We start from the raw sequence: 13,595 nt of genomic DNA, 5'->3' as shown, positions 1-13,595 counted from the left end.
GAGCATATGAAACGGTGCCGCGCCCGGCTTGTCCAGCCGCTAATCCCGGCGTCGGCGGACGTAAAGCTCCAGCCGGTGATGGACGATGTCATAGCCCATCTCGGCCGCGATCTCGGCCTGCAGCCTTTCGATGCGCTCATTGGTGAATTCCATCACCTCGCCGGTATCAAGATCGATCATATGATCGTGATGGGTCTGATCGGCGGCCTCCCATCGGGCGGGCTCTCCCTGGAATTCCAGCTTCTCGATCACGCCCTGGGCCTGCAGGGTGGTCAGGGTGCGATAGACGGTCGCCAGCGACACCCCGACCCCGGCTTTCTCGGCGCGGGCGTGCAATTCTGCGGCATCCGGGTGATCGTCGCTGGCCGCGATGACGCGCAACAGCGCCGCACGCTGCCGCGTCACACGTACGCCGGCCGCCCGCAAGGCCTGTTCCAACTGTGTTGCCCGCTCTTCGCTCATGCGGTTTAGATGCCCGATCGCCGGGCCAGTTGCAACTGCAGAAGGTTGCGCCGGTCGCTGTCAGCGGCTATCTGCGTTGGCATCACAGAATAACCCGGAAGGCCAGGATGATCCTTATCGCAGCACTTGTCATCGGCGCATTCCTTGGCTGGCGCCGCGCCGGCAAGGTGGGCGGCAACCGTAGCGACCGGATCCAATATGCCCTTGTCTTCGCGCTGATCTTTTCCGTGCTGGGCCTGTTCGTCACGGTTCTTCTTGACCGGATGGTCTTCTGATGTTCCTGCCATTTCTTGACAGCCTGCGTCGGCACGGGGTGCCGATCTCGCTGCGGGAATGGCTGGATCTGATGGGCGGCCTGCAGGCGGGCGTGGCCGATTGGTCCGCCGATGGGTTCTACCATTTCGCGCGGCTGGTCCTGGTCAAGGACGAACGCCATATCGACCGCTTCGACCGCGCCTTTGCCGAGACCTTTGCCGGGGTGGAACAGATCCCGACCGAGGCTTTGGTCACCGAACAGGCCATCCCGCAGGAATGGCTGGAAAAGCTGGCCGAAAAGCTGCTGACCGATGAGGAAAAGGCCCAGATCCAGGGCAGCGGCAGCTTTGAAGCGCTGATGGAGAAGCTGCGCGAAAGGCTGGCCGAGCAGCAGGGCCGCCATCAGGGCGGCAATAAATGGATCGGCACGGCGGGAACCAGCCCCTTCGGCGCCTATGGCTATAACCCCGAAGGCGTGCGGATCGGCCAGCATGAAAGCCGCCACCGTCGCGCGGTCAAGGTCTGGGACAAGCGCGAATTCCGCGACTTTGACGATAATGTCGAACTGGGCACCCGCAATATCAAGGTGGCCCTGAAACGGCTGCGGCAATGGGCGCGCCATGGCGCCGCAGAAGAGCTTGACCTGCCCGCGACGATCCGCGCCACTGCCGATCACGGCTATATCGACGTCCAGACCCGGCCCGAGCGGCGAAATGCCGTCAAGGTGCTTCTGTTTCTGGATGTCGGCGGCAGCATGGACGACCATATCCGCATCGTGGACGAATTGTTCAGCGCGGCGCGGGCCGAATTCAAGCATATGGAACATTTCTATTTCCATAACTGCCTCTATGAGGGCGTCTGGACCGACAATCACCGCCGCTGGACCGAACAGACCGCCACATGGGACATCATGCATCGCTTTGGCCGCGACTATAAATGCATCTTCGTGGGCGATGCCTCGATGTCGCCCTATGAGATCGCCATGCCCGGCGGCGCGAATGAGCATTGGAACCCGGAATCGGGCGAGGTCTGGCTGCGCCGCGCCTGCGAGACGTGGCCCGATCACATCTGGCTGAACCCGGTGCCGCAGACGCATTGGCGCTATACCCAATCCATCGGCATGATCGGCCAGATCTTCGAGAACCGGATGATGCCCATGACGCTGGAAGGCCTGACACAGGCCATGCGCGTGCTGGGCTAGGCGTTTGCGCGATTGACGCGGGGCCTGACCCTCTCCACATTATTCCCATGTTGAAGTTCACACCCCTTCTGCTTCTCTTCGGCTACATGGCGCTGATGTGGTTCTTTTCCGCATGGCGGCTGAAGCGCGAACTGGCCGAGAAATCTTCGGTCCTGCAGCATCCCCGTCTGACGCCCATGCTGACGAAATTGGGTGCGGCGATGGACCTGCCGGCGGTGCAGGCGCATGTTTACGAGATCGAGCCGATCAACGGTCTGGCCGCGCCGGACGGGCGGATCTTCCTGACCCGTGGCTTTCTGCGCAAGCTGGACAGGGGAGAGGTCAGCCCCGAAGAACTGGCCAGCGTCATCGCGCATGAACTGGGACATGTCGCCCATGGCCACAGCAAACGCCGGATGATCGATTTCGCCGGGCATAACGCGATCCGCCTGACGCTGGCGGGGGTGCTGGGCCGCTTTCTGCCGGGGATCGGGGTCTGGATCGGCAATCTTGTCGCCTCCGCAGTCTCGGCCCGACTGTCGCGGCAGGATGAATTCGAGGCCGATCTGTTTGCCAGCGCGCTGATGGTCAAGGCGGGACTGGGCACCGAACCGCAGAAATCGCTGTTTCGCAAGCTGGAAGGCTGGACCGGCGGACGGCGCGGCACCACCCCCGCCTGGTTCCTGTCCCATCCGCCGGCGGCCCAGCGGATCGCCGCCATCGAAGCGCATGAGCGGCGCTGGACAACCCCTTGATCTGTTTACACGTTCCGCCACGGTTCCTTTTCCTTCCGATGCCCCGGTAAGCCCTTTATGACGCGCCCTTTCCGACGTCTGGTCCTGTATCTTCCGGGCTTCGATCCCTTCCCGCCCCGACGCTATCGCGAGCTGTTTCGCCGTGAATCCGAAGATCAGGCGCGGATCTCGGGCTATGCGCTGCGGATGGCGGGACAGCCTGCGGCGGGCAGGTTCGGCTGGGCGGCCTCGGCTGACTTTCCCGATGGTCCGGCCGAGACCCGGTTCGAGGTTCTGCCCTGGGCGGATCTGGTTCAGGCCTCAATGGTGGCAGGGATCCCCGGCACCTATCGCCAGCTTCTGCAGACCGCGTGGGCCTATATCGCCTCTGGCGCGCTGTTCCGGCTGATCAGGCTGCGGCGGGGGCCGGTGCTGGCGGCGCTGTATCCGATTGTCGTGCTGATCCTGCAATTGCTGGCGGGGCTGCTGCTGGGATGGCTGGCGGGGTGGCTGCTGGCCCCGCTGAGCGGTCTGGCATGGCTTGGCTGGCTGGTCGCGGTGGCGATCTGCGGGGCCACGCTGTGGGCGTTCAGATCGCAGGATCACCGGATTTTCGCCTATTACCTGATGCATGACTACGCCTTTACGGCCAAGCTGAACGGCGCCTACCCGCCTGAACTGGAACAGAAAATCACGGAATTTGTGACGCGGATCCGCACCGCGCTGCGCGAAGATGTCGATGAGGTGCTGATCGTCGGCCATTCCTCGGGCGCCTATATCGCGGTCTCTGCGCTGGCCGACCTGCTGCGCGACGAGCCCTTGCCGGCAGGCGCGCCGGTGCTGTCGCTGCTGACGTTGGGCCACGTGGTGCCGATGGCCGCGTTTCTGCCAAAGGCGCAGCGGCTGCGCGCCGATCTGGCCTGGCTGTCGGAATGCGCGGATCTGTTCTGGCTGGATGTGACCGCGCCCGGCGATGCCTGCAGCTTTGCGCTTTGCGATCCGGTGGCGGTGACGGGCGTCGCCGGGCCGGATCAGCGCTGGCCGCTGGTCATCTCGGCAGCCTATCGCCAGACCCTATCCGCCGAACGGCAGCGCGCCCTGCGCGGTCATTGGTTCAAACTGCATTTCCAATATCTCTGCGCCTTCGATCGACCGGGCGATTACGATTACTTCGCCATCACCTGCGGGCCGAAAACCCTGTCGCAGCGCTTCGGGCATCGCAGCCATTCGCCCGGACGCATCACCACCCCCGCCGGGCCGGGCCTGCCATGATCCCGCCGCGCCCCGAAACGGCAAAGGGCCGCGCCAGCCTGCTGCGCTATATCCGCGGTTTCCGGCGCGACTTGCTGTCGGCGCTGCCCGAACGGCTGTACCGCGCCTGGATGGCGGAATATCGCAATCCGCTGATCCACAGCTTTTTCTGCAACGATCCCGAACTGGTGCGGCTGATCCTGCAACAGCGTCCGGGCGATTTTCCGAAATCGAACCGCCTGCGCGAAGGGCTGACCCCGCTGCTGGGCAAATCGGTCTTTGTGACCAACGGCCCCGAATGGGCGTTTCAGCGCCGCATCATCGACCCCGCTTTCGAAGGCGGGCGCCTGCGCGAGGCCTTTCATGCCATCGACGATGCGGCCCGCGCGCTGGTCGGGCATCTGCCACAGGGGCAGGTCGATATCGAGCCGCTGACCAGCCTTGGCACGGCGGATGCGATCTTTCGGGCGATGTTCTCGATGCCCATCGAACATGACCTGGCCGCCCGCGTCTTTGCCGCCTTTCGCGCCCATCAGGACGCGCAGCCCATCGTCAATCTGGCCGCGCTGCTACCCTTGCCCGATTGGATGCCGCGCTGGCATTCCGCCCGCACCCGCCGCAGCGCCGCCGAGATCCGGGGCCTGATCGATACGCTTGTCCAGCGCCGCGCCAAGGCGATCCGCGATGGCACGGCGCCCGACGATCTGGCGACACGGATCATGACCACCCCCGACCCCGACAGCGGCAGGTGTTTTACCGAGGCAGAGATGGTCGATCAGATCGCCATCTTCTTTCTGGCCGGGCATGAGACCAGCGCCTCCTCGATCGCCTGGGCGCTGTGGCTGCTGGCCAGCAATCCCGACTGGCAGGACCGGGTCGCGGCCGAGGCTGCGGCGCTGACCGATCTGGCGTCGCTAAGCCGGTTGCGCGCCACCCGCGCCGTCTATCGCGAGGCGCTGCGGCTGTATCCGCCCGTGCCGATGATGGTGCGCGAAGCCGCGCAGGACGCGCGTTTCCGCAACCGCAGGGTGCCGCGCGGGGCGCAGCTGGTGCTGTCGCCCTGGCATCTGCACCGCCATCAGCGCCTGTGGGACCGGCCCGATGAGTTCGATCCTGGCCGGTGGGCCAGCCCCGAAGGCAAGGCCAGCGCGCGTGATGCCTTCATTCCCTTCTCTGCCGGGCCGCGCGTCTGCCCCGGAGCGGGTTTCGCGATGATCGAGGGCGTGACCATGCTGGCGCGGATCTGCGCTGCCTTTCGCCTGTCCCCGGGTGACACGCCCCCGGTTCCGGTCGCGCGATTGACCGTGCGCGGACGCGACGGCATCCTGATCCGGCTGGAACGCCGGAGGCCGGAATGAGCCGCGAGACAGTGAACCGCATCTGCGCCGATTTGCCCGGTGCCGAACGCTCAGACCCTTGGGGTGGCGGGCATGATTGCTGGAAGGTCGGCGGCAAGATGTTCTCCGTCACAGGCGCGGTCAATCAGGCCGTGGCGGTCAAGACCGACAGCATCGAAACCGCCGAAATGCTGATCGAGGCCGGCCCCGCCCGTCGCGCAGCCTATTTCCATCGCAGTTGGGTCGAACTGCCGCTAAACGCCCCTGAAGATGAGCTTCGCCACCGGATCGAGACCAGTTACCGCATCATTCGCAAGGCGTTACCGAAAAAACTTCAGATCACGCTGAAAGATTTCTAGCGGAACAGAACCAGCGATCCCGGCGACCAGGCCACGCGCACGCGGGTGCCGACATCGGGCACATCGCGTCCGAACAGGTTCCGCATCGAGATCCGCACCGGTTTCGACGCCGAACCGCCCGGACCTTCCAGCCGCAGATCGTAATAGGTCATGTCGCCGTAATAGACGACCTCATCAATCACGGCATCTGTCTCATGCGTTTGCGAATGCGTCTGGTTCGCGCCGACAATCGTCATGGTCTCTGGCCGGAAGCCGATGGTCGGGCCGTCATCATCCGGATTGGCGCGGCTGACCTGTTTCTGCGGCAGATCGACCCTGCCCAGCCCGGCGACCTCGACCGAGACGCTGTCGCCCGAATCCGAAAGCACATTGGCCGGCAGGAAATTCATCACGCCGATGAAATCCGCGACGCGACGGGTCGACGGGCGGGCATAAAGCGCCTCGGGCCCGTCAAGCTGGGCGATCTCGCCCTCGAACATGACGGCGATGCGGTCGGACATGACCAGCGCCTCTTCCTGATCATGGGTGACCAGAACAAAGGTGATGCCGACCTGCCGCTGCAGCTTGATCATCTCGACCTGCATCTGTTCCCGCATCTTGCGGTCCAGGGCCGATAGCGGTTCATCCAGCAGCAGCACCTTGGGCTTCAGGATCAGCGCCCGTGCCAGCGCCACACGCTGTCGCTGCCCGCCGGACAGCGCATGGGCCGCTCGCCCGCCAAAGCCCTTCAGCCCCACCATGGTCAGCGCCTCTTCGACCGCGGCGGCTTTCTCTGCCTTGCTGCGCGGATCGCGGCGCAGGCCAAAGGCCACGTTTTCCGCCACCGTCAGATGGGGAAAGATGGCATAGGACTGAAACACCATATTGGTGGGCCGCTTGTTCGCGGGCACGTCCTCCATATGCTTGTCGTCGATCATCACCACGCCAGAGCTGATATCCTCGAACCCGGCGATGGTGCGCAGAAGCGTGGTCTTGCCGCAGCCCGACGGGCCCAGCAGCGAAAAGAACTCGCCCGCATTGATGGTCAGATCGATGTCCCGCAGGGCGTGGTAATCGCCGTAATACTTGTTCAGATCACGGCATTCGATCATCGGCTTGGCAGTATCGCTCACAGGAAGCCCCCGGTAGGTTTGGCGCCGATCCGCGCATTGCCGCGGCGGCGGAAATATTCACCCAGTGCCAGCAGGATGATGGACAGGGCAACCAGCACCGTCCCCAGGGCCATGATCATCGGGATCGCCTTGGGGAAGCGCAGCTGGCTGAAGATATAGGTCGGCAAGGTCGGCTGATTGCCCGCCAGGAAGAAGGCAATAATGAATTCATCCAGACTGATCGTGAACGAGATCAGCAGGGACGAGATGATGCCCGGCATGACCAGCGGCACGGTGATCAGCCGGAACGCGCTCCATTTCGTTTCGCCAAGGTCATAGGCGGCCTCTTCCAGCGATTTGTCCAGCGTTCCGAAGGCGGTGGACAGCACCGCGATGGAATAGGGCATGCACATCAGCGTATGGCCGACGATCACGGTCAGGATCGACAGCTGGATCCCCATGCCCAGCAGCACCACCAGAAGGGACATGGCCACGATGATTTCGGGCAGAACCATCGGCAGCATGATAAAGCCCATGATGCCGCTTTTGCCGGGGAATTCGAACCGGGTCGAGGCACGGGCCGCGAAGACCCCCAGACAGGTCGCCAGCACCGAGGCAGAGACCGCAATCGTCAGCGAATTGAACAGCGCCTGACGCAGCGTCGCATTGCCGACCATCTGGTCGAACCATTTCATCGTGAAGCCTTCCAGCGGAAAGGCGATGATCGTGCCCGAGTTAAAGGCGAATATCGGCAGCAGGATGATCGGAGCATAAAGGAACAGCAGGTAAAGCACCGTATAGATGCGCAGCCCGCTGCCCTGAAAACGACGATTGCTCATTGCCGCACCTTCAGGAAACGCCGGTTGAGGAACAGGAAGATCAGGCAGACGATGGCCACGATCAGCATGGCGCTGACGGCCAGCGCCGATCCCTTGGGCCGGTCATCCAGCGCCAGCATCTGCACCTGAATGAGGTTGGCGATCATCGGGATCTTGCCGCCGCCGATCAGTTCGGGCGTCACGTAATCGCCGATGGTCGGGATAAAGACGATCATCGTCGCCGCGATCACCCCCGGCATGGCCAAAGGCAGCGTGACGCGCCAGAAGGTCATGGCCTTGCTTTCCCCCAGATCGCGCCCGGCCTCCAGCAGGGAACGGTCAATCTTTTCCAGCGCGATGAAGATCGGCAGGATCGCAAAGGGCGCATAGGCATGGGCCAGCGTCAGCACGATGGAGTTGACGTTATACAGGATGAAGGTCAGCGGCTGATCGATGATGCCCAGCCCGGTCAGGGTCGAGTTGATGACCCCGTTATAGCCCAGGATCACCTTCCACAGGAAAACCCGGATCAGATAGCTGGTCCAGAAGGGAATGGTGATCAGGAACAGCCACATCGATTTCCGTTCGGGCCGGACCATGAAGCTGACGTAATAGGCGACCGGAAAGGCCAGCAGCACCGTCACCAGCGTGACCAGCGCCGCCACCCCAAGGGATCGGATCATCACCAGCCGGACGATGGGATCGGTCCAGGCATAGATGTAATTGTCCCAGGTGAATTCCCACAGCACGGTCAGATAGCCGTCGGTCAGAAAGCTGTAGGTCAGGATGGTCAGGATCGGTGCGGCAAGCACAAGAAGGGCATAGAGAAACGGCGGCGATATCAGGGTCAGACCCTGACGTGCTTCTTTGTCCCAACTGGCTTTGGCCATGGTCACCTACCCTGATACGCGTTATTCGCGATTGTTATCGCAATAGTTTCCACAGGATGAACAAGATGGGAAGAGGTTTTTATTCGCCCATTGCCTAACGCCACCATCTGTTCGTCATCGCCAGCAACGCGAAAGAGGCGCGCCGCTGAAAGGGCGTGATCTCTTGCTGCTGCTGTCGCGGGTCGATCTTTTTCCGGGCAATCTGCGTCAGAAACGGGCGGATCCGCGGTCCGGGATACAGCGCCGCGGCCGCCGTTTTCGGAACATCCGAATGATGGGCAGCGGCGGATGTCAGCGCCGTCAGCGCGATCTGCGCCAGTTGCGCGGGATCGCCGCCTGCCAGCCCCAGACCAAGCGGTTGCAATTGCGGCAACGCGCGCAGCCAATTGGCAATCCCGGCCCCGCGCGCCTGCAAAGCGACCGTGTCCCTTGCCCTGTCGGGCGCGCCCAGACGACGGGCCGCGCACCACATCAGCCCGCCTGCCGTGGCGTCGATATATCCGATCACGGCGCTGCCATCCGCAAAGGGCTCGCGGGCGCAATCGCGGCGGCGCGCCTCGGCCAGATCGACGAAATCGCCGGCATCCCGGCCCCAACAGTCCCATAGCGGCGTCAGCACGTCATGCAGGGGCGGTTCCCGGCCCTGCCCCATCTCGGCCAGCCGCTCGATCCACCATTGCAGCCGCATCTCGGCCAGCATGGGTTCGTTCGACTGAAAGGGCGCGCGCGCGATTTCAAGGTTCAGCGCATAGAGCGTGATCAGCGCCGGACGGTCGACAGGATCCGCGACCAGAACGGCGCCGAAACGGTCCGGATCCTGTGTCCGGACCGCCTCGGTGCAGGCGTCAAGCGTCACGATGACAGCGCGTCGGCAATGCGGGCAACCTGCTGCGGATCGGTATCGGCGCGCCGGACCAGTTCGACACCGGCCTTGGACATGCGCACGTCAAGCCCGGCATCGCTCAGCGCCGATTTCAGCTCGTCCACACGGGTGAAATCCTTGCTTTGCATCGCCTCGGCGCGGATCTGATCGAAACCGGCCACGATCCGCTCCAGCAGCTTGCCGATCCCGTCATGCCCGCCCGCACCGGCTGCCGTCCAATCGCCCGCATCCTGTTGCAGCAGCCCCAGCAGCCGGGCCGAGGCCAGAAGCACTGCCGGATCGTCCCGCAACCCATGCAGGACCGAGATCGCCCCGGCCGTATTCAGGTCATTCGCCAGCGCCTCGACCACGCGCGGATCGGGGCTGTCCGCGGGCGTCACGTCGCGGGTCAGCTGGTGCCAGTCCCACAGCGTCTTGCGCGCCTCATCGGCCTTGGCCTGCGACCAGTCCATCGGCTTGCGGTAATGCGTGGACAGCATGACAAGGCGGATCACCTCGCCCGGGATATCCTTGTCCAGCAGGTCGCGGACGGTAAAGAAATTGCCCAGCGATTTGGACATTTTCTTGCCTTCGACCTGCAGCATCTCATTATGCAGCCAGACGCGCGCGAAATCCGCCTGCGGATGGGCGCAGCAGCTTTGCGCGACCTCATTCTCGTGATGCGGAAATTGCAGATCGATCCCGCCGCCGTGAATATCGAAGGAGGTTCCCAGAAGCGCCTCGGACATGGCCGAGCATTCGATATGCCAGCCGGGCCGACCGCGACCCCAGGGGCTGTCCCAGCCGGGCAGATCCGCGTCGGACGGCTTCCACAGCACGAAATCCATCGGATCGCGCTTGAAGGGCGCGACCTCGACCCGGGCACCCGCGATCATGTCATCGACCGAGCGTCCTGACAGCCGCCCATATTCGGGAAAGGAGCGTACATCGAACAGCACATGGCCTTCGGCGGCATAGGCATGGCCCTTGTCGTTCAGCGATTGGATCATCGCGATCATCTGCCCGATATAATCGGTCGCGCGCGGTTCGTGATCGGGACGCATCGCCCCAAGCGCATCCATATCGGCATGATACCAGGCGATGGTCTCATCCGTCCGCTCGGTGATCAGTTCCTCCAGCGACAGCGGGCTGCCCAGGCCCTTGCGGCGCTGCGCCTCGGCGTTGATCTTGTCATCGATGTCGGTGAAATTGCGCACATAGGTCACGTGATCCGCACCATAGACATGGTGCAGCAGCCGGGTCAGCACGTCGAACACCAGAACCGGACGGGCATTGCCCAGATGGGCGCGATCATAAACCGTCGGCCCGCACAGATAGATGCGCACATCATCGGCATCGATGGGCGCGAATTCCTCTTTCATGCGGGTGCGGGTATTGGTCAGGCGGATCTGGACCATGACGTGCCTCATCAGAAAATACGCGCCTGTCTAGCGCACCGCCATCTGATTTTCCAGCCACTCGATCTGGCGCGGCAGGCTGTGACGGTTCAGGTCGTAGCCATCCAGAATCGTCTGTCGCGCGGCCTGTTTCAGGCGCGGCGCGTCGGGATCGCCCGCCAGCCCGCGCACCAGCGCCGCCGACAGCGCAGAGACATCGAAGAACGGCACCAGCCGCCCGTTTTCGCCGTCCCGGATCAGCTCTTTCACCGGCGCGGTGTCCGAGGCGACGATATAGCTGCCCGTCGCCATCGCCTCGGTCAGCGACCAGCTGAGAACGAAGGGATAGGTCAGATAGCAATGCACGCGGGTCAACTGCATCAGCGACAGATAATCGCGATACCCCACGCGGCCCAGAAAATGCACACGGTCCGGGTCGATCCGGTCGCCGACCTCTTGCAGCATCTTCTGTTTCCATGTCTCGGCATCGCGTGGCGCACCGCCATAGCTGACACCGTCACCGCCGATCAGCACCACCTGCGCATCGGGTCGCTGGGCCAGCACCTGCGGCAGCGCCCGCATGAAGATATGAAAGCCGCGATAGGGCTCCAGCGAGCGTGAGACATAGCTGAGCACCTCATCCCCCGGCTTCAGCACGTGCCCGCCCGGCAGGGTCAGGCTGGCCTGCGGGTTCGGGCAGACCGTGCCGGTGTCGATGCCATCATGGATCACGGTGATCTTCTGGCGCAATTCGGGCGGAAAGCTGTCGGCCTGATAGCGGGTGGGCGAAATGGCAGCATCGGCCTGCACGATGCCCTGGATCAGATGGGCCGAGCGGGCAACGGTCATGAAGCGCCCCTCATCGGTCGCCGAACCGGTCTCGGGGTCGAAGCCGACATCATGGCCGCGCGTGCGATACATCAGTTCGGCATAGACCAGCAGACGTGCATCGGGCCAGATCTCTTTCAGCAGCAGGGTTTCGCCCCAGCCGGTATGGCCCAGGATCACGTCGGGCACGAAGTCATGGCGATCGCGCAGCGCGCGCGCGCCCCGCGCCGCCAGATAGGCGCGCTCCATGAAGTTGGAATAGGGTCGGCCAAGCGCGCCGCTGGTCTGCACCGCCTCGGGCGTCTTGTAGCGTGCGGTATCCACCGGGCTGGGCCGCTGGTTCTTTTCATCGGTCAGCGCCAACACCTGATGCCCGCGTTCAGCCAGCGCCCGCGACAGATGCGGAAACTGGCCGGGAAAATTCTGATGCACGAAAAGGATCTTCATTCCGCGCCAACGAATGCCGCATCCAGAAGCGCGCGGGTATAGGGATCGCGGGGATGGTCATAGATCTGTTCCGCGGTGCCCTGCTCGATCACCTCGCCCGCGCGCATGACCATGATCTTGTGGGACATGGCCCGCACGACGCGCAGATCGTGGCTGATGAACAGAAAGGCCAGCCCGTATTTCTGCTGCAGGCTGCGCAGCAGCGCCACGATCTGCACCTGCACCGTCATGTCCAGCGCCGAGGTCGGTTCATCCAGCACCACGACACGCGGTCGCAGGATCATGGCGCGGGCAATGGCGATGCGCTGGCGCTGGCCGCCGCTGAATTCATGGGGATAGCGGTGCATCGTCTCGGGCTTCAGGCCTACCTCGGACATGATATCGGCGACCATCTGGCGGCGGTCCTGCCCCTTGTCGATGCCATGGACGCCCAGACCTTCGGCAATGATCTGTTCCACCGTCATGCGTGGCGACAGGCTGCCAAAGGGATCCTGAAACACGATCTGCATATCGCGCCGCAGCCGCCGCAGCTTCTTGGCCGTCCAGCCCGCGATATCCTGACCCATGAAGATGATCGGACCGTCACTGTCGATCAGCCGCATGATCGCCAGCGCCAGCGTCGTCTTGCCGCTGCCGGATTCGCCGACGATGCCCAGCGTCTCGCCCGCGCGCACCGACAGGGTGGCGCCATTCACGGCCTTCACATGGCCCGTCACGCGGCGCAGCAGGCCGCGCTTGATCGGGAACCAGACTTTCAGATCCTCGGTCCGGACCAGCGTTTCGGCATCCTCGGGCACCGGATCCGCATGGCCTGTCGGCGCGGCATTCAGCAGCATCCGGGTATAGTCATGCTGCGGATCGTCAAAGATCCGCGCGGTCGGGCCCTGTTCGACGATCTCTCCATCCTTCATCACGCAGACGCGGTCGGCAATCCGGCGCACGATGTTCAGATCATGGCTGATGAACAGCATCGACAGCCCTTCATCGCGCTTCAGATCGGCCAGCAGGTCAAGGATCTGCGCCTGAATGGTCACATCCAGCGCGGTGGTCGGCTCATCGGCGATCAGCAGGTCAGGACCATTGGCCAGCGCCATGGCGATCATCACCCGCTGCCGCTGCCCCCCGGACAATTGGTGCGGGTAATCCGCCAGCCGGGTTTCGGCGTCGCGGATGCCGACCCGGTTCAGCAGATCCACGATCCGGTCGCGCGCCGCCTGCCCGGTCAGCCCCTGATGCAGCGCCAGGCTTTCGCCCAATTGCTTTTCCAGCGTGTGCAGCGGGTTCAGCGAGGTCATCGGCTCTTGAAAGATGAAGCTGATATCATTGCCGCGAATGTCGCGCAAAACGCGGTCGGGCGCGCCGACCAGTTCCCGGTCCAGATATTTGACCGAGCCTTCGACCTGCGCCGATTCGCCCAGCAATTGCACCGTGGACAGCGCCGTCACCGACTTGCCCGAGCCTGATTCCCCGACCAGCGCGACGGTTTCGCCCTTGTTGATGTGGAAGCTGACCCCCTTGACGGCCGGGACTGTCCGCCCCTCTTGGCGAAAGCCGATCCGAAGATCCGCGACGGCCAGCACCGCATCGCTGTCGGGCGACGGCGTGGCATGCGCATCTTCCGTGCCGGGCATGGAACCGCCATGATCCTCGCTCACCGCCGCCGGGGCGCCGGGCGCGGGAATGA

At 63.7% G+C, this 13,595-nt stretch carries 14 protein-coding genes; 6 read left to right on the top strand and 8 right to left on the bottom strand.

Annotated elements, in window-relative coordinates; genetic code table 11:
* Positions 1-39 precede the first annotated feature (39 nt).
* A complete protein-coding gene (locus JHX87_RS01975) occupies positions 40-462 on the bottom strand; it encodes a Fur family transcriptional regulator (protein WP_271884782.1) in 423 nt (140 codons plus the stop codon).
* Between the two features lie 107 nt (positions 463-569).
* Between JHX87_RS01975 and JHX87_RS01970 the strand changes: the two genes are divergently transcribed.
* The 6 genes from JHX87_RS01970 to JHX87_RS01945 are packed head-to-tail and all read left to right on the top strand — an operon-like array spanning position 570 to position 5,578.
* Positions 570-737 carry a hypothetical protein gene (locus JHX87_RS01970; protein ID WP_271884780.1) on the top strand — a complete coding sequence of 56 codons (168 nt, stop codon included), beginning with the start codon at positions 570-572 and terminating at the stop codon, positions 735-737.
* Positions 737-1,918, top strand: coding sequence for a vWA domain-containing protein (locus JHX87_RS01965; RefSeq protein ID WP_271884779.1), 1,182 nt, complete (start codon positions 737-739; stop codon positions 1,916-1,918). Before JHX87_RS01970 ends, JHX87_RS01965 begins: the two co-directional genes overlap by 1 nt.
* Positions 1,919-1,965: 47 nt before the next feature.
* Positions 1,966-2,652, top strand: coding sequence for a M48 family metallopeptidase (locus tag JHX87_RS01960; protein WP_271884778.1), 687 nt, complete (start codon positions 1,966-1,968; stop codon positions 2,650-2,652).
* Between the two features lie 57 nt (positions 2,653-2,709).
* A complete protein-coding gene (locus JHX87_RS01955; protein ID WP_271884777.1) occupies positions 2,710-3,903 on the top strand; it encodes a hypothetical protein in 1,194 nt (397 codons plus the stop codon).
* Positions 3,900-5,240, top strand: a complete 1,341-nt coding sequence (locus JHX87_RS01950) for a cytochrome P450 (RefSeq protein WP_271884776.1) — start codon at positions 3,900-3,902, stop codon at positions 5,238-5,240. Before JHX87_RS01955 ends, JHX87_RS01950 begins: the two co-directional genes overlap by 4 nt.
* Positions 5,237-5,578, top strand: a complete 342-nt coding sequence (locus JHX87_RS01945; protein ID WP_271884774.1) for an MmcQ/YjbR family DNA-binding protein — start codon at positions 5,237-5,239, stop codon at positions 5,576-5,578. Before JHX87_RS01950 ends, JHX87_RS01945 begins: the two co-directional genes overlap by 4 nt.
* Here JHX87_RS01945 and JHX87_RS01940 read toward each other — a convergent pair.
* The 7 genes from JHX87_RS01940 to JHX87_RS01910 all read right to left on the bottom strand — a co-directional run bounded on the left by JHX87_RS01940 (position 5,575) and on the right by JHX87_RS01910 (position 13,542).
* The gene (locus JHX87_RS01940) at positions 5,575-6,690 is read right to left on the bottom strand and encodes an ABC transporter ATP-binding protein (protein WP_271884772.1); all 1,116 of its coding nucleotides are present in this window, start codon (positions 6,688-6,690) and stop codon (positions 5,575-5,577) included. The two genes, JHX87_RS01945 and JHX87_RS01940, sit on opposite strands and share 4 nt — an antisense overlap.
* A complete protein-coding gene (locus JHX87_RS01935; RefSeq protein ID WP_271884771.1) occupies positions 6,687-7,508 on the bottom strand; it encodes an ABC transporter permease in 822 nt (273 codons plus the stop codon). Before JHX87_RS01935 ends, JHX87_RS01940 begins: the two co-directional genes overlap by 4 nt.
* Positions 7,505-8,377, bottom strand: a complete 873-nt coding sequence (locus JHX87_RS01930; protein WP_271884769.1) for an ABC transporter permease — start codon at positions 8,375-8,377, stop codon at positions 7,505-7,507. Before JHX87_RS01930 ends, JHX87_RS01935 begins: the two co-directional genes overlap by 4 nt.
* A 94-nt stretch (positions 8,378-8,471) precedes the next feature.
* Positions 8,472-9,233: a squalene/phytoene synthase family protein gene (locus JHX87_RS01925; RefSeq protein ID WP_271884767.1), complete on the bottom strand. Its 762-nt coding sequence runs from the start codon at positions 9,231-9,233 to the stop codon at positions 8,472-8,474.
* Positions 9,230-10,657, bottom strand: a complete 1,428-nt coding sequence (cysS, locus tag JHX87_RS01920) for a cysteine--tRNA ligase (protein ID WP_271884765.1) — start codon at positions 10,655-10,657, stop codon at positions 9,230-9,232. The genes JHX87_RS01925 and cysS overlap by 4 nt, the downstream gene beginning before the upstream one ends.
* Before the next feature lie 30 nt (positions 10,658-10,687).
* The gene (locus tag JHX87_RS01915) at positions 10,688-11,911 is read right to left on the bottom strand and encodes a glycosyltransferase (protein ID WP_271884763.1); all 1,224 of its coding nucleotides are present in this window, start codon (positions 11,909-11,911) and stop codon (positions 10,688-10,690) included.
* The gene (locus tag JHX87_RS01910) at positions 11,908-13,542 is read right to left on the bottom strand and encodes an ABC transporter ATP-binding protein (protein WP_271884861.1); all 1,635 of its coding nucleotides are present in this window, start codon (positions 13,540-13,542) and stop codon (positions 11,908-11,910) included. Before JHX87_RS01910 ends, JHX87_RS01915 begins: the two co-directional genes overlap by 4 nt.
* Between the last annotated feature and the right edge of the window lie 53 nt (positions 13,543-13,595).

This window comes from Paracoccus fistulariae, assembly GCF_028553785.1.
Lineage (GTDB): Bacteria > Pseudomonadota > Alphaproteobacteria > Rhodobacterales > Rhodobacteraceae > Paracoccus > Paracoccus fistulariae.
Note: the sequence above shows the minus strand (reverse complement) of the source record. Positions and strands in the feature narration are given on the sequence as shown.